Source organism: Verruconatronum alginivorum (genome assembly GCF_056590205.1).
On the sequence record NZ_JBWPVQ010000001.1, the window covers coordinates 1114820 to 1138232 of the forward strand.

Genomic DNA, 23413 nt, shown 5'->3' on the forward strand with positions numbered 1-23413 from the left:
TCATGATCAATTTCCGGCATGCGACCCTCGACGACCTTTCACTCCTTCGGCATTGGGGAAAGCAACCTCATGTGATCGCGTCGGGAGCCGGAGAATGGGATTGGGAGGACGAACTCGGAGAAGCCCGGGAATGGCGCGAACAATTAATCGCCGAACTCGACGGGCGACCGATTGGCTTTGTCCAGATTATCGATCCGGCACTGGAGGAGACTTGCTACTGGGGAGAGATCGGTCCCGGATTCCGCGCGGTCGACATCTGGTTGGGCGACAAAGAAGATTTGGGAAAAGGCTACGGGACCGAGATCATGCGAATGGTTTTCTCACGTTGTTTCGAAGACGAAGCCGTCGAGGCGATCCTCATCGACCCAATGGCAACGAACACCCGGGCGCACCGCTTCTACGAACGCCTCGGCTTTCGTTTCGTCGAGCGTCGCCGATTCGGCGACGACGATTGTTTCGTGTATCGACTTCTTCGCGACGAATGGACAGCACCTCTGCCCGACGACTCCGGCGACCGTCGCTGAAAACGTATGGCCCAGATTACGTCCAATTCAAAGTCGAGCGGCGAGGCTGCTGCGGAACCGCTGCTGGAAGTCCGCGGCTTGATGAAAGACCTCGGCGGCAAACGAGTGGTCGATGGGGTCGACCTCTCCTGTCGGGCCGGCGAGGTGCTCGGATTGCTCGGTCCGAACGGGGCCGGGAAAACGACATCGCTGCGCATGTGTTACGGGTTCCTCAAGCCCGACGCCGGAAGCATCCGGATCGCAGGGCATGACTTAATCACCGACGGGGACGCGGCCCGTCGCGCGCTCGGTGTTTGCACCCAGGAGGATTCCTGCGACGTCGATTTCACGGTGCGGGGAAACCTGGAGCAAACCGCCCGCTATTACCGTCCCCATATTCCCAACACATCCTCTCGGATTGATGAACTGCTCGATCAGTTCGGACTCACCGACTATGCCAGCCGCAAACCCGACACACTCTCCGGCGGCTACAAAAGGCGTCTCATGATCGCGCGTGCCGTCGTGCATAATCCCCGGGTCGTTTTCCTCGATGAACCGACCACCGGGCTTGATCCGGAGGCGAGAATCGGCGTTTGGAAACTGGTGGCGGACCTTCGTTCGGCGGGCATGGCGGTGGTGTTGACCACCCACTACATGGACGAAGCGGAGCGTCTCTCCGACCGATTGATCCTGCTGCGGGCCGGGAAAGTCCGTGCTGCGGGGACAACGCGCGAGTTGCTCGGCGACCTGGTCGGTGAACACGTGGTGATGATGTCGCCGGCGGCGGAGGAGGCCAGCCGGATCGAAGATTGGTTCCGGGAAAAAGGAATCCGTCCCTCGACGGTGTTCGCGGACTGGCACATCGCGCTCGACGCGGCGGGATTAGCCGCCTTCGTCGCCGCCTTCCCCGAACTCCGCTACGAAGTGCGGTCGCCGACGCTCGACGACTTATTCCTCAACCTGAGCGAGGAGGAACCTGTATGAGTTTTCTGGATTTCTTCCGGGCTGCGTTTCACTGGCAAAGCCGGGCAGTGATGGGACGTCACTTGCGGGTTCATTTGCTGAATTGGCAAACCGCAACCGTGCCACCGGTCTGCGAACCCCTGATCATGTTGCTGGCCTTCGGCATAGGACTTGGGAGCCAGATCGGGGCCTTGCCCTGGAGCGGACGATCGCTCGACTACCTCTCCTACCTGGCGCCGGGAATTCTTGCTTACACGGCATTCATGACCTCGTTTTTTCAGTCGCTCTATTCCGCCTTTATGCGGATGCATTTTCAAAAAGCGTGGGAAGGACAGTTGACCACGCAAATTCGGCTGGAGCATGTCGTCTGGGGAGAAGTCCTTTGGTCGGCGACCCTGGCGACCGCCTATTCGTTGATCGTCTGCCTGGTGCTGCTTGGTTTCGATCTGGCGGGAGCGGTTGCGTTGGACTGGTCCTGGATCGTGTTGGCGTTTCCGGTGGTTTTTTTAACGGCTCTGGCATTTTCGGCCGTCGGACTCTTCTTCACCGCCACGATTCCGACCGTCGACCACATGAATTTGCCGTTCTTCTTGGTCATCCTGCCGATCGGATTCGTCAGCGCCACCTATTTCCCGTTGCCGGACGTTTGGTGGTTGGCCGGGATGATGCAATTGAACCCGCTGTATCACCTGGCTGAAGGTTTTCGCTGGCTGCTGCTGGAGGGGCGGCCCACCTGGCATCTGCCCGTCGCCCCTCTCCTCGGCTCGATCATTGTCATGGCGCTCATGCCGCTCGACATGCGCTTGTTGCGCAAACGGGTTTTCGGCGATGCTTGATGTAACCGTCTGAAAGGCCAACCACGGACGGCAGGCTGCCATCCCTCCCAGTGGGGGCGGTTTTCACCGTCTCGTCCGGCGGAGGGCCACCGACACCAAAACCGCCAGACCGAATACCAGCACGTAAGTTCGCGGTTCGGGGATGTAGCTGAGATTAAGATCGCTCCCGTTCGTACTGAGCTCGAAAGACCAACCCTCCGGGATCGGATTATTCGCTTCAAATTGGCTCGTGTCCAAAAGTACCGAGCCCGTTGAGAAACCCAGAATCGTCTCCCCCGTTGCGAGCAACCACTGGTAGGTTCCGTACGGGTCGAACCCGCTTAACGGACCGATCGCATTGTCCGGGTCGAGAGAGATCAAGTGGATTGTGAAGGGGTTCTCCTCGGTTGCCGTGATCGACAGGGTGTGCTCGACCACGAACAAATCCCAGCCTGGATCCTGGCCGGCCCCACCGTCGGCGAAATTGATTTCCACCTCGTAGTTTCCGTTCGACCCCCATTCAGCCGACTCCGCCGTGAGGGCTCCGGGACTCGAGCCGGGCGCCAACGTGCCGCCGTCAGAAATCACGACCGATCCCACCCGGCCACCGCCCGCCAGGACCCCGTCATTGGTGACACTCAACGAGGCTGAACCCGTGGCGCTTCCCGTTGTATTCACTACTTGGAGTCTTCCGGCGGTCACCGAAACGAGCCCTTCGAAATCGCCTCCTTCACTTAGAATTAAGTTCCCCGTTCCTTCGTGCTTCAGAGTTCCGCTTCCTCGAAGTGCCCCCACCAATGCGATGTCCCCGGCGCCCTCAACGACGACTTCACCGTGGAGTGAAAGGCCGGAGGGCAGGTTCGTGGTCGCGCCTCGGGCGCGAATCCGATCCCCGTTCGAGAACTTCAATCCTTCGCCCTCCAGCGGGGTCAGGTCAACGGTGACACTCCAACTTTCGAGTTTTCCGGCACCTTGTGTCGCTTCATGTGAAAGCAGAAGCTGCCATTCCCCGGCCGCCGATCTGCCGTCGAAGGAATTGAGCTTTGCCGTGCGCGGATCGGTGTCGACCACGTTCTCGGGAAGTGTTTCCCGGCCGCTGGGCGCCAATACGCCCGTGAGCGGGTTCTGGTTAAGCTCTCCGGTCAAATTCCGGTAAGAGTGAATGTCGGCAGCGCCATCCTCAAACGTGACGTCGAAGCCGTTGTCCATGTATCCGAACGGCCACTCATTCGTCTTTCCAACCCGGTTGAGCAAAACCGCGTAGCCGCCTTGATCGTATCCAAGGCCCGCATACCAATCGCCGTTTGCCATCGGCCCGCCTTGTCCGGACAGCGTCAATCCGACGCGCACGGCCGATAAGGTCGCGTTGCCGAAATCGACGGCCTGGGTGTTCAGCAGCTCGCCTCCTTCCGGGACGTTTTGGTTGATGGTAAACTCGCGCGACACCACCAGGGACGACTGGCTCTCCGCCTGGCCGCCGACGGGCAGGAGGACGGCGCACAGTCCGGCGATGGCAAAACGGACGAGTGCGACCCGCAGCAATGTCCGTTCCCCTGTTTGAATAGCTACCTGAAAGTTCTCGTTCATTTTTTGATCCCTTCTTACTGATTCCTGCTATTGCCTCACCGCCCGGTAAAAGCGCTCAGTGTAGTCGCCCGCGTCTTCGTCAATGTATTCGTAAACTCCCGACGTTCCTGCCTCAAGGCTGCCCAGAGGTTCCCATTCTCCGTTCAGGTCACTGGTAGCCTGGATTTGGTAGGTTCGTCCGGGCACTCCCACAAACCGGAGGCGAATATGCCCCGCCGTGTCCGGCACGGATTCGATGCCGAGGAGATTCAACGTTTGATCGTCCGCATGGTCCCGCACGACGACAACAACCGTCCCCAAGGCCGAACCGCCCTGTCCGTCTTCCACTCGAAACGTAAAGGTGTCGTCTTCGTCAAACCCGGCCGGCGGCAGGTAGAATACCCATGGCTCCTGGTAGAAAACGTCGCCGCCGGCTGCGCTTCTTGCCGCCACTTGCCCGACCGCCAACGGGTTGCCGAGCGGGTCCTGGCTCGCTCCGAGCAGGTCGGCGAAAGGCAATCGCGCCGATTGACCGGGGAGCCGTTCAACGGTGACCGTTCTTTGCGGCTCGGCGATGATTTGGAGGCTTTCGCTGATCGGCTCGAAAGAATCAGCCTCGAGCTCTACAACGAGGCGGAAGAACGTGAGCTCGGTTTCCGGGTCCAGCGGAACCAACGCTTCCCAAACCGTCGCTTCGCCATCGTCGGTGAGACCGATCCAACGCAGTGCCACATCCTCATGCGTGGTCCAGAAGCCTTCGTCCAGGGAGTCGCTTGATTGCAGCATCCAAGTGGCTTCACCTTCATCAAGGTGGTGGTTTGCGCGGAAACGGATCACCGCGTGGTTTTCCTCGCCAGCTTCCTCCATTCCCTTAAACCGCATCAATTCGGGCAACGCTTCAGAATTGGGGTCGAGTCCGAAGAAATAGGAAAGAGCGTTGTTGATGCCGTTGCCTGACGTGTCAGTTCCCGGCGCCTCGACCGCCCCGGCCTCGAAAAAGCGCGTCTCCATCCACTCGGTATAGGATTCGGGGTTGGCGGTGACGTCGAGGTAAACGGCGATGAGCCCCTGATCCATCTCGTGGCTGTTAACGATCTCGTAGGAATAGTTGTATTCTTCGGGAACGTTACCGATTCCATCTCCGACACGAGCCATGATAACCCCACCGGCGGCGCCCCCGCCGGCCTGAATAAGCGTGTATCGACCCGGGCCGAATCCCGGCATCGCCTCGATGTCCACTTCGCCTCTGAAACCGCCGATGTAATCGACGATTACGAGATCATTTTCACCTTGCCCGACTATCCCCGGGCGACCGAGTTGAAAACGGAACCGGTCCCCGAAACCGAGGTCGCCCCTAAATTGATAGAGACGGGTTGTCTGGATTCCGGGGCCGATTTTAAACTCACTCCCGCCTTCGGGATAGATGTGTGCGAAACCGTGCTGGGAAAAATCACCTTTCATCTTCATCGCCGACCCGGTCCTGAGATTGACGAGATTCATAGCGGAACTCGCATCGATTTGCAGTTTCGTCCCCGCTTCGAGCGTGGTTTGCGACAAAGCCGTGCCGCCGGTCAAAAACAAGGTGCCGTTGCCCCGAATGGTCGCCGCGCCGACATCGGTTTCCGTCGCGTTCAGGATCGTTCCCTCAAGAGGCGTGTCGCCGTCAATGTAGATTATCAAGGTGCCGCCTCCGGGAACATAGGTCGTCGGTCCCAGGTTGGCGGGACTCTCCTCGTTTCCGATTTGCAGGTCCCCCTCGATCAACCGTATCCTTCCAGGAAAAGAATTTTCTTCAGCGAGAAGCGTCAACGGTCCGTCGCCGGTGTGTGAGATACGCAATTCCCCGTCCGGGCTTCCGCTCAGCGGGGAACTCAACACGGGGTTGTCCCCGGTGAAACGCAGCTCCAGCACCCCGCTGTTGATTTCGAGAGGGCGGTCGAAGGAATTGTCGATTTCGTCGATGACGAGACGATTGCTACCTCCCTTGATAAGTTTCCCGGGCCCTTGCAGGCGGGAATCGGTCAAGCGGAGTCTGTGGGAGATCGGATCGATGCGGCCACCACCTTCCCCCAGGTAGATGAAGGAATTATCCGACATGGAAGTATCGAAACGATAGTGAAACCGGATTCGCCCGCCATTGTCGAGAAACAGGCGTTGGGTCAGGAAGTTCCGTTCGCTCACGCTCAAGGTCGCTCCGTCTATTTCATATTCGGAAAACTGACCGTGGCCGGAAAAATGCAGTGTACCGCCGCCCTGAATACGCAGACTGCTTTTGCCGAGGACGTCGCCGCCAAAGTTGACGGTCACCCCCTCGTCAACCTCGATAATGTTACCTTCCGTGCGATGGAGGAAGAGGCTCTTCTCCGGCAGATTCATGCTTTCGGTGAAACGCAGCGTGCCGCCTTTGAGGCTGACGTCATTTTCCGCCGGACCAAGATTCTCAGCCGCGGCGATCTCGGCATAGTCGGTGACCGCGAACGCCTCTTTGACCTCCAGACGCAAGTCGAGGAATTCGAGCTCCACCGCGTCGAGGCGGTAGCTGAATCCGACCGGCACGTCTTGCAGGTAAGTGATTTGGAATGTCCGGGGGGACGCATACGATAGACGAGAGAGGCCTGGTAAACGGACAAAATCGTAGAGAATGTATTCCCCGGCACCGAAACCCGGCAGAGCCTCGATACTCAGGTAGCCGAAGAAGTGGGAGCGCAGAATGGGAAAATTATTGAGATCCTCGAAATCGAGCCGCAGGAGATCGTTCACCCCTTCACCTACCACGCCGGGTTGCCCGAGGCGAAAGTGGATCGTGCTCAAAGGCAGATCGAGAGGGGACTGGCCGGTGAAATCGTAAGTATCCCAAAAGGCGTCATTCCGCGAGTTGGGATGGGTAATATTTACCCCGTGCGGCACGCTGAATTGGAAAAAGCTGCCGGTGAGCGTGCGCGGGCTTTCACCTTGCTCGCTGAGATGCAGTTCCGCTCCCTGGCGAAGAACCAGGAGCGATTGAGCTTGATTGAAAGAGCTGTCTTGCGCCGGCATTGGCATTTGGAAATCCCCGCGCAAGATCGCTCCGCCCCACACGTCGATGCCGTGGGCTTCTCCGTTGAGATCGACCTCGCCCTCCTCGATGGTCAGGGTAAACAGGAAGTTGTCGGGATTGCTCAAGTGCAGGCTTCCCTGATTGCGCTTGATGAAATGGTCGACTCGTTCCAGGACTCCTTCCGTTGTTACCGAATCAATCAATTGATCCAACTCCACCTCGCCGCCAGGCAGATCGAACACCACCGTGCCCTCCTCCAGATCCTCCAGGATCAGCCCACCGGCGACATCGCTTTCCTCGGTCACGGTATAGATCCCGCTATCGACCACGACCTGACCGTGAAGAGATGTGACCAGAGCAAAACCCAAACCCAAGGCAACGGCCGAAACAATCAGGCCTGAATGTGGGAGAGTTGAACGCAATTTCTCTTCGCGCGTGGACGGCTTAGGTGATGTCTTCATAATATGGCTCCCACGCGGTGAACGGGGTTTGGCGATTCTGCTTGCAAACAAAAGGAGGAGGGGCATTGCACCCCAAACCCCAATGCCCTGCGAGTCAACGGAAAATTTGAAGCGAACGAGAGACGCGACCCGGGAGAACTTACAGGCCCCTTTCAGGTCCGGGAAAGGAGTATGCGGTCCTATTCAGTTGCCCCGGTTAGCGATGGGACGGAAGAGATCGGCCAGGCTCAGGCTACGCCGGCAGTAACAGGAGGTTTGTCACCTCGATCGCTTTCGATGATCCTGCTTCGGTTATGTCGTCCCACCAGCGGTTCTGTCCTCAGGGAGAGGCGGATCCAGGCGGCTGCGACGGCAATCGTCCTCGCTGATGAGGTCGGAGAATTTCGGTTGGATAATGCAAATTTCACGCCTCGGACAAAGAACCGTTACTACAAACGAACCTCTTCCCATTTCCCGGTGTCGTAAAAGTATAACCAGCGCTTCTTCGGCGTTCCCCCGACTTGATAGTAGGTCCAGCCACGGGTGTTGGAAAAGAAAAAGGGATAGATCTTCAAACTGGTCCAGAGCCAATCCTGTTGAATAGGGTGCCATGTCCACGCACCGTGCGTAAGTCGACCGCTGCCGAAAAACATCCATCCGTGTTCTTGATGTGCGATCCATCCTCTGGTGGTTGCGTGATCGAAATTCCGGTCGTCGAAAGCGCCGAATACAGCAGAGTCCCGCTGGTAGTTTGATGGGTCGCGTACCAGGCCGAAGGAATCGCTTCCCGTGTAGCTGAAATCATAAATAAAGGCATGCGAACCGAAGCTGCCTAACGGGTTTGTATTGGAGAAAGCGAAGGAGAGGACGTGTTCTCCGTCTGGGATTTCGATGGTCCGGGGCCTTTCCGGGATTGGGGATGCTCCTTCTTCAATTCGGGCATCATTCAACCGATAGGTGAAATAATCCCTTTGCCGGGCCGTCTCACTCACCCGGTAGGAAAACCGTAAAGTGCCCGGTCCCCAGATACGGGTTTTGAGTCTCGATGAACTGTGTCCCCGCAAAGGTCCGTTCGTAAAATAGGATCCATTCTGTGAGCGTCCCAACCTCCATTCGCTCTCACCGCCGGTCAACCAGACGCTGTCGGGCAGTCCCACCTCATCACCCCTCAACATCCTAAAGAAATGTGCCTCCACCGCGACGTCCGCGGTCATTTCAACAGTAATCGGATTCTCTAGACCTTCCCGGTCCCCGCGCCAACCGATGAAGGCAGACCCCGGTTCGGGAATAGCTTTCAATGTCACCTGTTCCCCGGGAGCGAAGATATTTCGTTCAGGCGTCCACGAAATCCTTCCCGGACCCCGGCTCACCACGTCGAGAGCTACGTAGTTTCCCGGCGTGAAGGAGAGCGTATCCATGTAAGCCGGTCCGAGGGAGATACTCGCATTGTTTCGCCACCACGCCAACCTGTTCCACCCCTCTCCCAGCGAAACCCAGCGCTGTTCCCACCCCACGTTTTCGGGCCCCCTTCGGACTGTATTGTCATTCACGGACAAATACAGGTGGTATGGAGGAAAAGCAGGATCCCCCTTCCACCAAAAGGAGACGACGCCGGGCCCTTGGATTGCCGTTCCCAACCAATTGGCGGGATTGGCGACGGAGGGGATACCGAAAGCGAGTTGACCGCTATGGACGACTTCATTTTGCGGCCACCAGCCAACCAACTGCCCGAAGAAGGCGTTTCGGATCGAGACCCATTCGAAATCTTCTCCGACGACGCCCCCTCCGTCGGTCGCTGGTTGAAAAATCGCCCTGACAGACCGGTCCCGATCCATCGTCAACCGAAGGGGAATCTCTCTGCCGATGCCTTCCCACTTCCAAAAAACGTAGCCTTGATTCGGAACTGCGGTTATCTCCACCCCGGTCCCCAAGAGGTATTCCGAAAGATCAGGCTCCACCTTCACAGTGCCGCCAACCGTCTGGTTGATGGTGAGACGCCGAGTGGCTCTCGGCGTGAAATGAACAGAGTCGAGCACGATCACCGCTGGCATTGAATCAGGGCGGAATTTGAAAGCCTCCCATTGAAGATTGTGCGGTCCATCACGCGTAAGGGTTAAATCCACCCGCTGCCACTCATGTGACTGACCGAAGGTCTCGCGGGTCGAGCCGTTGTGCTTAAACGTAAGTCGAGCCGCGTCGCCGAAGACCTTCGCATAAAATGAAATGTGCCCCTGGCCCTCGAAATTCGTCTCCAGGATAACCCGGGTGTCGACGTCCCAGGAAGACCGTTCAAGCGGTCCGACTTGCAGGGCCGTTTCGCCCGAATGAACGTCGGACGTCTGAGGATGCCAAAGAGGCTGGGGCACGGGGCCAGGTATGAATTGACGAAAAGAGAGTTCCGGCGCGCCGACGAAGGCTCCATCCACGTCCTGCGCGAATGTCACGTGCGCGTGGATGCTGTCATCCATGGTCAACAGAATCGGACTCGCAGCCCCGAGATTCGCCAGCGCCGAACCCCAGCCACGAAGGTAAAAGCCCGGGTCCGGAATGGCATCCAGATAAACCTGGTCTCCCGGCGCGAACCGCTCTCCTCCCGGAATCTGAATCACATGGCCGTGGGCTCCTTTGCTTACACTCAAGACGGTTATTTCACCCTGCGAGGGAGACGTGGCACACATGAAAAATGCGCAGGAAAACACTGCGCTTTGCTGGAGTGCTCGGAAAAGCATAGCGGATGAGAACAGCTTTAGAAATCACCGTCAACTCCGGGCAGGCATCCACAGGTTGTTAAAACGACGAGGTAGGGTGTCGGGTTCATAAGAATCTGAAAAGCAACTCCACTTCCCGCCGAAACACACGCTCATCGGGCTTCCACGGCCACCGCGATCATCGGAATTCTCGCCCCCATCAGCCTTCTCCATTGCCCCGTGCCCCCCAAGAGGCCTCGCCTCCCCCCAAAAGACGTCGGGGCATCCCCGGAAACCAGCCGAGGAATCTTGGATCTGGCAAGAACCAGGACCTGACGTCTTTTGCGTTGCCCATCCGTGATGGATGATGTTACGCGGATTGAACGGATCAAAAATCCTTCAACAATACGAATGGTTCCGGGATTGAGTCCACCACGGCTGGGCCCGTTGAATACAGTGACCAATAATCCCACTAAAGCTGAAAGCTTTATGAAATCGGATACCAGCGAAAACCGGGACCAATGGAGAGACTTTTTAAAAGATAGAACCAATGACGAATTCAGAATTCAAGCCCAACGGACCGGGGGTGGCCGGACGGGCGTCGGTAGCCGAACATGGCGAGCTCGACGTCGATGTCCTGATCTACGGTGCGACCCCCTCAGGGATCATGGCCGCCGTTACGGTGAAGGAAGCCGGTCGATCCGTTGTAATTATCGAACCCGGAAAATGGGTTGGAGGCGTTCTGGGTGCGGGCCTCAAGCCAACCCAGGATATGCCGAATTACGCCGCCGTAGGGGGGATGACGCGGGCGCTCATGCTAAAGCTGGGAGTCAGAACAGATGAGACGCCGGTAACCCTTGCCCTGGTCAGGGATCTGATGAAGCGAAACATGAGTCCGAAGCATGTCCGCGAAGATTTTCTTCACCTCTTGGAGGAGAACGAGATTCAAGTCATTTATGATCACCGGGTGAGCCGGGTCGAAAAGGAGCGCACTCGGATTGTTAAAGCCGTTTTTGACTACGCGCCTTTCCATGAACACGGCTACCCCCTTCCCCAAGCGAAAAACCCCGAAAGTCTTTGTGTTGCCGCGTCGATCTTCATCGATGCCAGCTATGAGGGTGATCTCTTGGCGAACGCCGATGTCTCGAATGAGATCGGACGTGAATCCGTTCTGGAATATGGAGAGGAAATGGCCGGTGTTCGTCCTCCGGTCAATGTGACACCTATCGATCCGTTCGTCGAACCGGGCAATCCAAAGAGCGGATTGTTGCCCATGGTGATTGACGATCATCATAAGCCCGAGGGTGCCGGCGATCACTACACCCAAGCCTACAATTTCAGGTATTACGTGACCTCGGATCCCGAAAGGCGAGTTCCCATTGCGCCCCCGGATGATTATGATCCACTTGATTTTGAACTCGTCGGGCGATACGTGGAATTCATCAAAGAGGATTCCAAGGACGAGGAGGAAATGCTCGAAAGATTGAGCTGGATCTTTCCCGGATGGATGAACCGGGCAGATTACAATTATCAGAGGAAATCGCTCATCACCATGGCTCCGTTGAACGTCAGTCATCTCTACGCCGGAGGTGACTATGCGACCAAATCGCGGGTGTGGAAAAGCTACCAGGATTATGTTCGGGGTCTCTACCATTTCCTCACCACTGATGAACGGGTTCCAGAAGCTTTTCGACAAACAACCTCCGAATTGGGACTGGATCGTTACCATTTTCCTGATACGGAGGGATGGCCTCACCAGCTGTATATCCGGGTGAGCCGGCGGATGGTCGGCCGATACGTCATTACGGCACGCGATGTGTATAATCAAACGCAGGTGGATGATCCGATCGCCCTTGCTCAATATGGCATCGACACTTACCCTTCCCGGCGTGTCTGGGGGGAAAAAGATGGAAAGTACTTTGTCGCCGTCGAAGGAAATATGTTCGTGGGCGGTGTGAGCGGTCCAACCAATGTTCCCTACCCCATTCCCTACCGGGCGATCACTCCTCAACGTCACGAATGCACCAATCTCCTGGTTCCGGTGTTGTTTTCCTCTTCCCACCTCGGATATGCCTCCGCACGGATGGAGCCCACCTTTATGATCGCAGGTGAATCCGCCGGAATCGCCGCGATCCAGGCCGTCGAAGAGAATGTCGCCGTCCAAGATATCGACCTCGACCGATATTTGCGCGTGCTTCGCGAACGCGGCCAACGCCTAACCTGGGAGGAAGCCCAGAAACAGGACAACCCAGAGCAATAAGTATCCATGAAAAATATTCTCAAATCCAAGACATTTCGGTTTCACCTGATTCTCATCTTACTCGCGGCGGCCGCCTCCCTTTCCGGATGTGCCGTTCAGTCCATCGAAGCTGGAGAACCTGCGGAAAAGAGCGATGCGCAAGACCTTGCGCTCAATAAACCGGTCCGGGTGACCTCCACCGGATTCTGGCGAACCCCCGCCTCCCATATTACCGACGGAGATCCCGACACCGGTTGGCGCGCTGCCAGTTCCGATCCGATGCCGTACTACGTCGAGGTCGATCTGCAGGGGATCTATCAACTGAACCGTATTCACCTGGTTGAACGGATGCGGGGAGGCGGGTATCGGATGACCGGATACGGTCTGTTTGTCTCCTCCGATCGTGACTTGTGGGCGAAAGTCGATCAGGGAGCCACCGTCGGCACCGGAATTGCCATCGATTTTGACACCATTCCGGCGCGATATATTCGCCTTTGGATAACCAGCAACGACGGACTTGATTTGCCGATGATCGCCCAGATTGCCGCGTTTGGCCCTCCGGGACAACCATCTGAGAGAACGCGAAGCAGAGCCAGACCGGCCGCTACCGACTCATTGTCGAGCGACAGCGAAATTACCGCCTTCTCCCTGCGCGAGGCCGATGTCAGCGGCGAGATCGTCCGAGCCACCTGGCCGCGCCGGGAAGCCGTCCCGGCGGGGAATGGAAAGTACCGGTTTATCGAAGAATACGAAAAGCGGATTTCACTCGTTGTACCGCGGGGAACCGACTTGACCTCGCTCACACCGGTCTTTGAAAGCAATGGCGAGCAGGTCCATATCGACGGAGTTCCCCAGGAAAGCGGTGTCACCCAAAACGATTTTCGCGAGTCGATCACTTATACCGTAGTCGCGGAAGATGGCTCGGAGAGCGCCTACACGGTCACGGTTTATGAGGAACCTTCCGAAGCGGTAATCACGGTGTATGACGAGGAGATCGGAAACACCATGCCATTTGTCGGTTACAGCGCGATGAATCTGACGCAAGGCGACAATCTCGCCTCTTGGTACCGGTATTCAAACGTGAACGCCGTCCGCTACTGGTTGACTCCGGGCCGGCATGTCGGGGAGGAAAATGTCACCGTAGACGATGAGGTGACTGACCCGGATGCATTGGATGAAAGGAAGAACGAACTCCGCCGCCTGATGCTAGCGCGACGCTCCCATGAGACCGGCATCGACTGGCAGGGAGTAGCGGATCGCAACGAACTGCTTTATAACGTGGGCCTTCGTTACACCACTCACTATGCCCTCACGCGCCTCCGTGAACTCGGCATCGAAATGATGGCGGAACTCAACGACAGCGATTGGGCGGAGCCATTTGAGAATGAGGAGGACAAATGGCAACGAGCCTGGGTGCTTTGGCAGATGTTTTACGCGCAGTCGTTTTACCTGGCGTCCAAATTCGATGTCTGGAATTTCCAGGGACCAAACGAGCCCGATCATCAACTCGGCCGCTACAGCGGGTCGGCGGCGGAACGGGCTGCCGCCGTGGAACGGTTTGTGTTTATGAACTCCATTTATGCCGACGCGATGCGGGCGGCGGTGGCGGACGTGAACGAACTCTACGGCAAATCCCTGAAACCGCTCTGGGGCGGTCCGACCCTGGCCTCGAGCCCAACCGCGGATATCTCCCTGGCTACGATGCAAGCGAACCGGACCAACTACCGGGGGGAAACGGTCGACTCAGACATCGTCGATCTGTTCGTGATGCAAAGTTATTCCGGCCATGCCTCGTCGTTCACCGGGGCCAACGAGTCGGCGCGAAACGTCATGCGCGAGCACAATCCATCGGGAGTGGTTCTTCCCATTGCGTACACAGAATTTAACTACATGCCGGGGTCGGTATGGAGAAACCAGAGTTTCACCAGTGATGCCCCTCATGTTTTTCGTTCGATGGCTAGAGTCTGGAGCGAGAGCATGATGGATGGGATTTACGGGATGTTCCAATTCCGCATTGCCCGGCCGATGAATTTCGGCGGCAATCATATGCACCTGATGTTTCGCGGCCCCCAGGATCCGGCTCGAAACATCCTCTATGGAAGGCCGTATTCCGTCAGCTCTGAAGCTCCCGGGCATCCGCTGGCAAATGTATTGCTCAACGCCACCAGCTCCCATTTCGCCTGGAAAACCGCAGCGGACGCCCAGGGGCCCCACGAGGTAATCTGGGACTTGGAGGAGCCTCAAGATATACGCTGGTTCTTGATGAATCTCGGCTCCCGTGACGAAGGGCTCACCCACGCGGCATTGCAATATTGGGATGAGAGAAATGAGGCCTGGAAGACTTTTCCGGGCGGCGAAGTGCGCAACGGTAGTGTCGACGCTTCCCGTCCGATGGAGACGCACAACAGCCATATAAAACTCAGCAACATTCCAACCGTGATCCGCGAACGACCGCTCGAGGAAACGATTCGAACTCGCAAGATCCGTTTCTACTCGGAAAGCCCCGGGCCGATCACGGTTCGACGTATTTATCTGTCTGATACGGCAACCAACGGCGATGTGGGAGGCCCAATGAAATCGGCGGAAGTCACCCGACTTTTCGCGGAAGGGTTCAAGGGAAGCCGTCCATTGTATCGAACAGAGGCACAGGTTCCGCACGATCCTGACTACAAAGCCTACACGGCTTACGACGCCGAACGGGACCGGTTCGCGATCTGGATTCCTCAAACCAGCGATCGGGTCGATTACGAGACGACGCTCGATTTCAGTCGTCTGCCGGAAGTCAAGGGCGGGCTCGTGACGGTGCGCGAGGTGAGCCCCGAGTTTTTTGGCGATGTTGTCTACCAGGGGATTCTGGAGGAGTCCGGCAGGGTGACTCTGACCCACCCGCGCTCAAGTGTGTGGCTGGTCACTTTACAGCGCGGAAGAGAATTGGAACCGCTTCGGGTGGAGCCCGGCGATCGGGCCATGGTAGGCCTCGGAACATACGCCCAAACTCCGCTCGGATCGCCGTCGGAGATGATCGTCCGGCAAAACACCGCGAAACTGGACCTCAATCGGGCGATCTATCTGAAGTTTGACCTGACGGATGTTTCCGCGGAAGAGGTGCGCTCGGCCGTATTCAACGTTCATGGAAACTGGGCGACCGATATCGAGGGTAACGACAGACTTCAGGCGGGCGAACGCTTCACCATTCATTTATATGGGATCGACGAAAACGAGTGGAATGGTGACACCTTGACCGGAGCTTCAGCTCCGAACATGGGTCGTGGCGATTCCGTGATCACCGGCGCTGGTTCGCAACCGCTCGGCGTGATCTCGCTGCCCAAAGATCCGGGAGAAACCACGTCCGACATTACCGATTGGATACGAGAACGCGTCGGAGGCGAAGTTTCTTTAGTGCTGGTTCGCGAGCGCCGTCATGAGAACGAGATCAACGATAATGACTACGTTGTGATCAACACCCGAGAAGGACACGATGTTTCTCTGACGTTATGGCTCGACAGCGCCACCAACAACGAAGCATCTCCCTAAACCGAGATCACCAAGCCCTCCCGATTGGCAACAACCGGCATCGGGTCAATCCGGACAGTCCGCGAGACTGGCGGCCTGGGAGTAGCCGAGCTGTTTGAGTAAATTGACCAAACGGACGATTTCGCGGAAACTGGCACTCGCGCCCATCCGCCCGATCCGGCGATAATAGCGGGCATCCTGAGGGAAGCGTTCGGCTTTGCCGTACTGACGAATATGCCCGCACACGTTTTTGATGTGCGTGTGCAACTGCATGAGAGCCGAGACCAATTCAGGCTCCAGATACTCCGAATATTTCATGTTCAGGATCTCCCAAAGGTCCCCGGCTTTCTCGTCGAAATAGGCATAGCTCTCTTCCGTGAATAACGTGCCGTCGACAAGTCTCGAGGTGAGTTTCTCTGGGGTGAGCCTCTCGAGTTCACCGAAGAGGGATGCCCGTTGTTCAGACACGGCCTGAAACTGGACCCTTTCCGAGTCGGTCTCGGACAGATTCGGTTGAAAGCCGAAGACCCGGACGGCAATCCCATCGCGCAGCCGGTTGACGTTCCGCCCGATCAGGTAGTCAATTTGCCCCCGCACGATTTTCCAACGCTTTGTTTTGGATCGGACAAGCAAGGTATCAATAATGAACAGGGTGAACGCCGCCCCCGCTAACTCGGTGAACATTCCCAAGGTGACGTCCGGGTGAAGCTCCTGAAATATCCAAAGCCCGACCATCGTGATCGCAATGGCGGCGTAAACGGTGATCGGAATTTCCGACTGCAGGAAGAGCGTCCACCGGGATTGTGTCGCAGTGGTAACCGAGGGCGAGGAAGTGGCTGAGTCTTGGTTTTTCATGGTCTGTGAGGGGCAAATCTAAGACCGCCGCCGTGGAAATCAATGAGGTAACAGGACTGACCCCCAACATTTCACCCGCTTCTGCAATGAGGAGGGCAAATGATGCCGTGGGAGGGTTTATCTTTCCCGTCGTTCGTGCTTCACTTCCCTGGTGAACCTATTCGATGTGAGATGGCTGTGGCGAGCGGTGCGGGGGCGGAGCGTGACGTTTGCTCTCGTGTTCTTTCTGGCAGTGATCGGACTTTCCGCCCCCCGCGCCTTGCGCAGTCTCCTGGAATATTTCTCTGTCCCCTGGCTGGTGGCGTGGATTGTTTCCCTGCTGCTTCTCGGTTTCCTGGCGAAACTCGAACCCAAACTCATCGCGTCGGCAAAAGTGCGGTTCCGCATCGCACTGGGATTAGTCTTCGCCGCATTGGTATTCGCTTTTATAATACCCCGTCTGCTGCCGCGGGAGGATCCACCACCAGAGACCGAACAACAGGAAGAGGAACGACAACACCCGAGACGGATCAGGCGACCCGGCCGAGGTTGAATGATCACGCATCCTAGCCAAGGAGTTCACGATCAGGCTCGAGACTGGGCAATTGGGAGACAAAAGACCGAAGGAGACGCCCGAGGAGATTCTTACCCAATTTAGAAATCTGCGACGGTTGGCGCGCAAATGCCCTGAGTCGCCTAAATTGCCAATCAAGCGAGGGCCGACGTTGAAGCGAATCGTCGCGGACGCCTCCTTTTGCGGGGCGTGGGTGCTCTCCGACGAAAGTTCATCGCGGGCCGAGAAGGTGCTGGCGGCGCTCCTGCGCGGAGAACTGAAACTGTGGGACGCACGTTTGGCCGATGCAGCGAAGAATCTCAACGTGCTTCCTTGACCCTCTCGAAACAAGCGGCAAGCCCGTTCTTATCCGCAAGCACGCGGAATTATCAATGGCTTTTCTCCAGAAGGCGCTGTTTTTCCGAGGACCGAGACAGCGGATCCTTGCCGGAAATGCAATTTTGATCCTCGGCTTGGTTTACGTCCAAGTCGAGAGAAAGCCGAACCTTACGAAGGGAAAGAACCACCGCGCTCAATCCCACCAAGAGCGTCGCCAGAGAAACCGCCACCGCCCCGCCGACGGCCAGGATTTTCCGCGGTTTGCCTGGCTCTTTGGATTTTTGGAACCTTATAGTCGATACTAACTCTCGGAGCGCTTTGTTGCAAGTGGCAGACGGGGTTCAGAGCGGAGGTTTCCACATCGCGAGTCATCGAGCCGGGATCTCCTTTCCAGTTGCCTCAATCCAAGCGGCAGCGGAGAGGTTACCGGCGACATCGGAGGCCCTCGACCTCGTTGAGACTTGGTGATTGAGGGTTCTCGGTCATCGGGTCGTGTGAAAGGCAGCGATTCGCATCGGCGAATGCTCCCGGGCTTGGGTAACCATCAGAACAAGAAATATGGCTAACCTCTTACGAAACTTCACTGTTCATGCGGGTTGCAGGGCGATCAGGTTTTCGCGCGAAGCGCTTTGGAGTGCGGTGCGTCCCCGCACCGCTTTTCGAACGGTCAGTGATAGCCGCACGCCCGGCAGCCATTCGACTGATGGAGGTCTTCCGCACGCTCGAAAGCTCCGCGGGGACGCGGAGCACTCCAAAGAGGCTTCGCCTCAAATCCAAGTTTCATTCTATGTTGTTCCCCGGGCGCAGCCAGGATTGTTGCTGCAGTGAAGCTCACATCAACGTCACCGCCAACTCCGCCAGTTGGCTCCGCTCCCCCTTGGTCAGTTTCACGTGCGCCGAAATCGACGTATCGCGTAGCCGGTTGCGGGCGTAGACCAATCCGTTGGACTGGGAATCGACGTAGGGATTATCGATCTGACTCGGATCGCCGATCAGGATCAACTTCGATCCTTCGCTCATCCGGCTGACCACTGTTTTCACTTCGTGAGGGGTCAATTGCTGGGCTTCGTCGAGGATGAAAAACCGGCGCGGGATCGACCGGCCGCGGATAAACGACAACGCCTCGATCTCCAGGAGGCCGGCTTCGATCAGTTTCACATACGGCTTGACCGGCGGGCCTGATACCGCCGCCGCCAGCTGCTTCTTTTTGCTTTGCTTCGGCTTGCGCGTTCGTTCCTGACCATAACTCCCTCCTGAAACCGGAGGGAAAATCACGTTCAACGCGTCATGGTATGGTTGCAGCCACGGCGTCATTTTCGCCTCGATGTCCCCCGGAAGAAATCCGAGTTCCTTTCCCAGAGAAAAGATCGGACGACTGATACTGGCTCCATCGTAATGTCCCTCCCCGATCATATGGAGGGCGCTCGCGGTGGTGACGATTGTTTTGCCGGTGCCGGCCTTACCGTAGCAGGTGACCAACTGGATCTCCGGATCGAGCAACGCGTCGACGAGAAACCGCTGCTCCGTGTTTCGCGGCTTGACCGGAACCGCCCCGGGAAAGGTCAGATGGGCGGGCAAACGCAACCGCCGCACCAGGCCGTGCCCCACATAACGCGCCGGCTCCCGCCGTTCCTCGTCGGTGGCAAGGAAAACGTAATCGTTGATCCCGAGTCCCTCTGGAAGGGATTTGCCGATCTTCAGCTCTCCCGCTGAAGCGAAGCGTTGAAGCTCATGAACCGTAATCCGGATCTCCTCGTAAAACGTCTCCTCGTTGTCGAGCTTTTCGGTCACCTTGTCGTTGAGGAAATCCTCCCCCCGCAATCCGAGGGAACCGGCCTTGAGCAACATATTGATGTCCTTGCTGACCAGGACTGCCGGGCCCGGGACGGTTTCCTCGAGATAGAGCAGACAAAGGAGAATGCGGTTGTCGATCTTCGTGAGGTCGGGGAAAACCGAGAGCATCCGTTCGAGGCCCTTGCTTTTGACCGAACGGTTGGTCAGATACGGATTCACCACCACGGAAAGACGACCACCTCCCGGAAGCGCCGCCCCCTTGGTCATTGAGGAGCCCTTGGCGGCGAAGAGCTGCTTCAGTTGCCGATGAATGTAGCGCGCGTTGCGCCCTTTCTCCGACGGATCGCTCTTGAACCGGTCCAGTTCCTCCAGGACTTCGACGGGCAGGGCCACGTCATGTTCCTCGAATTTATAGATGGAATCCGGGTCGTGCAGCAGGATATTGGTATCGAGGACGAAGGTCTTGGGGCTCTTTCCAGGCTTGGCTTTCATTCGCGAAAAAACCCAAACTTGCGGCCCCGCCTCCGAAGGTAAAGCACGAACTCCGGGGTGGAGGCGATTTTCCTAGAAAAAGACAGGGGGGCCCACCGTCGCAGGATTTGCCCGGTTGCCCCGAGGCCTCCTGCGGCTCCCTCCACATTCGCCCGAACCTTATTCAGATGAATTCAGTGAAACATGCGCCAGCGGAAATCCCGACTCCACCAACAGCACTTGGCAACGGCCCTGGAACGGACGTCCCGTCAACCGTCGAAAACGATTGCGGCGGAGGGGAGCATGTCATGACTACTGACAATTACCTCTCATTGTAACGCCGGACAAACTAACTGTGACGCTTGCAGGGGCTCCCATGTCGAGGCGCTGGGCGAGCCAAGGGTTGGGAACGGCTGTGGTTTGCTTTATCCTTGCCGCCAGCACCACCTTTTTTGGGCGCGGACTTCCTAGGTGGCAATGCGGCAAGATCAATCTTGAACTCCGTCGCGAACGCCTGCAGTCGCTCCTCCCACCCCTCCCACTGCTCCTCCCGCCGACGCGGCCTCGCCCCATGGTCTTCGCCCAGAAGTCCAGCCCGGTCCAGCTCCGCCCCTTTCAATTTCAGGTCTTTGACCAAAGCCGTCCGAAAATCCTTCGACCCAATCGCCCAACCCCGGCTCAGGTTGGAGAATCGGCCCTCTCTTCGCTTCGGATCCACTTCGGCCAGCATACGGGCGGCCGCTTTCACCATGGCAACGGCTAAACCGATTCGCCCAAGTCCCTTCAGCCACTTCATCCCCTTGCTGAAATTAGTCTGCGTGGGTTTGCAGTGCCAAATGATAATAAATACTCATAACCACGGAAGGCATGAAACACAGACAAACTAAGGAATTCCCCCTAATAAAGACAGGAAGCAAACCCCATTTAAATCAGAGATTTAAAAAATCTTTAAAGAGAATTGACTAAGGGTTGCTTGAATCCCCATACACATCTCCGCTGGACGAAAATCGTCCTTCACGCATGACGCGTCTAAGTCAACATAAACACAAGAATAACCTGCACAACTAACACGAATGGAAATAAAATCGATTCTCTCATATTTGAAGACGGGCTGCCTGTCCCTTATCGTCGGTGGTACGGCATCTCTCGCCCACGGCAATGAAAGTGGCCTCTACTTCGATTTCGACAACAACGACCTGCAAGGTTGGTATAATGTACGGACTTCGACGACCGTCGACGGGCCGACCGAGTTTGCCGCCTATGACCCAACCCAGCCGTGGGCGTTCGAGCCGCTTGCTGGCAATAGCATTATCGCGCCGACGCCGTTTGGGACGAATGATGAGGGTGAACGCACCCGCGACCATGCTCACCAGACCTTGGTTTTGCGATCCCCCGAGTTTCTTCTTGATGGAAGCGGCGGCATCTCCTTCTCCCTTTCGGGAGGAACGGGTAATACGATCAGCCCGGGCGCGAGTTTCGAAAATCTACCCGCCGTTTCTTCAGGGGCAGGCTTCATGGGTGTTGCCCTGCGCCGCGTAAGCGATGACGTCTACGTGATGGCCACTTCCAGATCAATGAATGGCCAAGCTTGGGAGTTGCTAGGCTTTTCCGAGCAAGCTCTCGCTTCTTATGTCAGCGCTTCCGAAAGTTATACACTCGATTTAATTGACACGTTCGATGGAAGTTGGGGTTGGATCGCCATGGACGATGTTTTCATCAGTGGCACTGTCATTCCCGAACCGTCCGCTTACGCCTTGATTTTCAGCGGGCTCCTCGGCGGATTGGCCCTCCTCCGACGCCGGTTCAAGTAAAGGTGCAACCTGCGCTGCATGGCGCTTCCAGACAGGTTATACGAACCGGGTTATTTCCCCTTGCTCGGATGACCTGTGCCACGGCCAGATAACCGCAGTCCAACGCGCTTTTCACAGAACGCATTGGGCTGCCGGTTTGGCAGGGACCTCGCTCGAATGTCTCGGTTATCAAGAGCAGGTCATCATTTCTGGCAAGGGCGGTCGAGGGGGTCATATCGTGACTACTGACAATTACCCCTTTTATTGTAACGCCAGACAAATTGACTAACGATTGCAGGGGCTTTCATGTCGAGGCACTGGGCGAGCCAGGCGTTGCGAACGGCTGTGGTTTGCTTCATCCTTGCCGCCAGCACCACCTTTCGGGAGCGGACTTCCGAAGTGGCAATAAGGCGAGATCGGCCTTGACACTCCTTCGCGAATGCCTGCAGTGGCTCCCTCCTACCGCCGACGCTGCCGCGCCCCGGGTCTTCGCCCAGAAGTCCAGCGCGGTCCAGCTCCGCCCCTTTCAATTTCAGGTCTTTGACCAAAGCCGTCCGAAAATCCTTCGACCCAATCGCCCAGCCCCGGTTCACGTTTGAGAATCGGCCCTCTCTTCGCTTCGGATCTTCTTCGGCCAGCATGGCGAGGTATTCGTCATCCTTTCCATCCGTCCCGGTCATCCTTTAATTGCCCCGCCTCGATAAGCACCATTTCAGGTTCCATGAAGCCGGGACGCTCGCGACGCCGAAACCACCACAAGCTGCTCCATTGATAGGCGCCCACCCACTTGGATGCATGAAGCCGCCAGCCGTGGGCCTCGCACGCTTCTGATCACATGGTAACAGGCTCCAAGGCATTCGAGACGTAGCTTCCTTGTCGTGCCTGCGATTGAGAATCAGGAAGGAGCACGCGACGGGACCCCGTGCGCTAATTGACCACTTGCGCGAATTGAGACAACCTTATCCCTGCTCAGCATTCGACGTCTTTGCCTTCGCTGCCGAAAATGGCGAGACGCTCCTCCTTCGACCATTCTTGCGCGCCGGAATTGCGGTAATGAAACTGCAGGGCGCGGCGGCGCAACGGGGAATTGTTATGCGGCGTGCCGTGCGGGAGCAGACCATCGAACAGAAGAAGCCCGCCCGGTTTCAGCGGAGCCGCTACGATCCCTTCCTTCCCTTTCATCTCGGTGTCGCAAATCTGCCAGTCCCGTCGCTTGAAGTGGATCACCGGACCCTCCTTGTGCCGTCCGGCCAGCACCCGCATGCAGCCATTTTCCAGAGTGGCTTCATCAAGGGCGACCCAGACCCCGACCACCCTGGTGTCGAGGGGGAAATTGAAATAGGCATGGTCCTGGTGCCACGGTTTCTCGCGGCCCAACTGAGGCGGTTTCAACAGGGCCATATTCTGGAACATCACCGGCGTTTCGCCCATTATCCGCTGGATGAGAGAGATCAGTTTCGGATGATGAGAGAGCGCTTTCAGCCGGTCGTCGTAATCGATGAAATGCATCAGCTTGCGGACGGCGTCCTGGCGGGCTTCCGGACCGAGGCTCGGGAGAATCTCGCGAGCCCTGGCTTCAAACGTGACTCCGTCGAAGTCCGGGTTTCCGCCCATGATCAAGTGAATCAGGCCGGCGATCGCTCCCTCCACCTCGTCCGGGGTGAAGGCATCCTCAATCGCAAGGTAACCCTGTTCTTTGTAGAGTTCAATTTGCTCGTCGGTGACGTTCCCCAGACCGTCGATTTTCTCCGCGATGCTGTCATGGTTGTAAAGATCAAGCGCGTGCATCTCGGCACCCGGATCGTATTCTCGTTCCACTTTCTGTCGTTGCGTGTCTACCTGGCTCATTTGCATTGAAACGGGTTTAAG

Annotated in this window: 15 protein-coding genes; 8 read left to right on the forward strand and 7 right to left on the reverse strand. The window is 57.1% G+C overall.

What is annotated here, in order from left to right; genetic code table 11:
* Positions 1–2 precede the first annotated feature (2 nt).
* The 3 genes from ACWUI2_RS03780 to ACWUI2_RS03790 are packed head-to-tail and all read left to right on the forward strand — an operon-like array spanning position 3 to position 2302.
* Positions 3–524, forward strand: coding sequence for a GNAT family N-acetyltransferase (locus ACWUI2_RS03780; protein WP_486981530.1), 522 nt, complete (start codon positions 3–5; stop codon positions 522–524).
* Positions 525–530: 6 nt separating this feature from the next.
* Positions 531–1487 carry an ABC transporter ATP-binding protein gene (locus tag ACWUI2_RS03785; protein ID WP_486981531.1) on the forward strand — a complete coding sequence of 319 codons (957 nt, stop codon included), beginning with the start codon at positions 531–533 and terminating at the stop codon, positions 1485–1487.
* Positions 1484–2302: an ABC transporter permease gene (locus ACWUI2_RS03790; protein ID WP_486981532.1), complete on the forward strand. Its 819-nt coding sequence runs from the start codon at positions 1484–1486 to the stop codon at positions 2300–2302. The genes ACWUI2_RS03785 and ACWUI2_RS03790 overlap by 4 nt, the downstream gene beginning before the upstream one ends.
* Before the next feature lie 63 nt (positions 2303–2365).
* Here ACWUI2_RS03790 and ACWUI2_RS03795 read toward each other — a convergent pair whose 3' ends face one another.
* From ACWUI2_RS03795 to ACWUI2_RS03805, 3 genes are all read right to left on the reverse strand, one after another.
* The gene (locus ACWUI2_RS03795) at positions 2366–3868 is read right to left on the reverse strand and encodes a bactofilin family protein (protein ID WP_486981533.1); all 1503 of its coding nucleotides are present in this window, start codon (positions 3866–3868) and stop codon (positions 2366–2368) included.
* A gap of 27 nt (positions 3869–3895) precedes the next feature.
* Positions 3896–7345 carry an Ig-like domain-containing protein gene (locus ACWUI2_RS03800; protein WP_486981534.1) on the reverse strand — a complete coding sequence of 1150 codons (3450 nt, stop codon included), beginning with the start codon at positions 7343–7345 and terminating at the stop codon, positions 3896–3898.
* Between the two features lie 428 nt (positions 7346–7773).
* Positions 7774–9963, reverse strand: a complete 2190-nt coding sequence (locus ACWUI2_RS03805) for an InlB B-repeat-containing protein (protein WP_486981535.1) — start codon at positions 9961–9963, stop codon at positions 7774–7776.
* 598 nt (positions 9964–10561) lie between these two features.
* Here ACWUI2_RS03805 and ACWUI2_RS03810 point away from each other — a divergent pair.
* The gene (locus ACWUI2_RS03810; protein ID WP_486981536.1) at positions 10562–12271 is read left to right on the forward strand and encodes an FAD-dependent oxidoreductase; all 1710 of its coding nucleotides are present in this window, start codon (positions 10562–10564) and stop codon (positions 12269–12271) included.
* A gap of 6 nt (positions 12272–12277) precedes the next feature.
* On the forward strand, positions 12278–15784 hold the full coding sequence (locus tag ACWUI2_RS03815; protein WP_486981537.1) for a discoidin domain-containing protein: 3507 nt from the start codon (positions 12278–12280) through the stop codon (positions 15782–15784).
* Between the two features lie 45 nt (positions 15785–15829).
* Here ACWUI2_RS03815 and ACWUI2_RS03820 read toward each other — a convergent pair whose 3' ends face one another.
* The gene (locus ACWUI2_RS03820) at positions 15830–16498 is read right to left on the reverse strand and encodes a hypothetical protein (RefSeq protein ID WP_486981538.1); all 669 of its coding nucleotides are present in this window, start codon (positions 16496–16498) and stop codon (positions 15830–15832) included.
* A 271-nt stretch (positions 16499–16769) separates the two neighbouring features.
* Between ACWUI2_RS03820 and ACWUI2_RS03825 the strand changes: the two genes are divergently transcribed.
* Positions 16770–17150 carry a hypothetical protein gene (locus ACWUI2_RS03825; protein WP_486981539.1) on the forward strand — a complete coding sequence of 127 codons (381 nt, stop codon included), beginning with the start codon at positions 16770–16772 and terminating at the stop codon, positions 17148–17150.
* Positions 17151–17322: 172 nt separating this feature from the next.
* Positions 17323–17487 (forward strand): hypothetical protein, encoded by a 165-nt coding sequence (locus ACWUI2_RS03830; protein WP_486981540.1) that lies wholly within the window; start codon positions 17323–17325, stop codon positions 17485–17487.
* 833 nt (positions 17488–18320) lie between these two features.
* On the opposite strand, the gene ACWUI2_RS03835 is transcribed toward ACWUI2_RS03830, so the two are convergent.
* Entirely contained in the window at positions 18321–19775 is a 1455-nt protein-coding gene (locus ACWUI2_RS03835; protein ID WP_486981541.1) for a PhoH family protein, read from the reverse strand.
* 1052 nt (positions 19776–20827) lie between these two features.
* On the opposite strand from ACWUI2_RS03835, the gene ACWUI2_RS03840 reads away from it, so the two are divergent.
* Positions 20828–21565 carry a PEP-CTERM sorting domain-containing protein gene (locus ACWUI2_RS03840; RefSeq protein WP_486981542.1) on the forward strand — a complete coding sequence of 246 codons (738 nt, stop codon included), beginning with the start codon at positions 20828–20830 and terminating at the stop codon, positions 21563–21565.
* 221 nt (positions 21566–21786) lie between these two features.
* On the opposite strand, the gene ACWUI2_RS03845 is transcribed toward ACWUI2_RS03840, so the two are convergent.
* Both ACWUI2_RS03845 and ACWUI2_RS03850 read right to left on the reverse strand, forming a co-directional pair.
* Positions 21787–22224 carry a hypothetical protein gene (locus ACWUI2_RS03845; RefSeq protein WP_486981543.1) on the reverse strand — a complete coding sequence of 146 codons (438 nt, stop codon included), beginning with the start codon at positions 22222–22224 and terminating at the stop codon, positions 21787–21789.
* Positions 22225–22513: 289 nt separating this feature from the next.
* A complete protein-coding gene (locus ACWUI2_RS03850; protein WP_486981544.1) occupies positions 22514–23392 on the reverse strand; it encodes a phytanoyl-CoA dioxygenase family protein in 879 nt (292 codons plus the stop codon).
* Positions 23393–23413: the final 21 nt, after the last annotated feature.

Coding starts and splice junctions, on each gene's coding strand:
- ACWUI2_RS03810 (WP_486981536.1), top strand. CDS start 10,562: ATGACGAATTCAGAATTCAAGCCCAACGGACCGGGGGTGGCCGGACGG.
- ACWUI2_RS03820 (WP_486981538.1), bottom strand. CDS start 16,498: ATGGTCGGGCTTTGGATATTTCAGGAGCTTCACCCGGACGTCACCTTG.
- ACWUI2_RS03850 (WP_486981544.1), bottom strand. CDS start 23,392: ATGAGCCAGGTAGACACGCAACGACAGAAAGTGGAACGAGAATACGAT.
- ACWUI2_RS03790 (WP_486981532.1), top strand. CDS start 1,484: ATGAGTTTTCTGGATTTCTTCCGGGCTGCGTTTCACTGGCAAAGCCGG.
- ACWUI2_RS03815 (WP_486981537.1), top strand. CDS start 12,278: ATGAAAAATATTCTCAAATCCAAGACATTTCGGTTTCACCTGATTCTC.
- ACWUI2_RS03795 (WP_486981533.1), bottom strand. CDS start 3,868: ATGAACGAGAACTTTCAGGTAGCTATTCAAACAGGGGAACGGACATTG.
- ACWUI2_RS03800 (WP_486981534.1), bottom strand. CDS start 7,345: ATGAAGACATCACCTAAGCCGTCCACGCGCGAAGAGAAATTGCGTTCA.
- ACWUI2_RS03845 (WP_486981543.1), bottom strand. CDS start 22,224: ATGACCGGGACGGATGGAAAGGATGACGAATACCTCGCCATGCTGGCC.
- ACWUI2_RS03780 (WP_486981530.1), top strand. CDS start 3: ATGATCAATTTCCGGCATGCGACCCTCGACGACCTTTCACTCCTTCGG.
- ACWUI2_RS03835 (WP_486981541.1), bottom strand. CDS start 19,775: ATGAAAGCCAAGCCTGGAAAGAGCCCCAAGACCTTCGTCCTCGATACC.
- ACWUI2_RS03785 (WP_486981531.1), top strand. CDS start 531: ATGGCCCAGATTACGTCCAATTCAAAGTCGAGCGGCGAGGCTGCTGCG.
- ACWUI2_RS03840 (WP_486981542.1), top strand. CDS start 20,828: ATGGAAATAAAATCGATTCTCTCATATTTGAAGACGGGCTGCCTGTCC.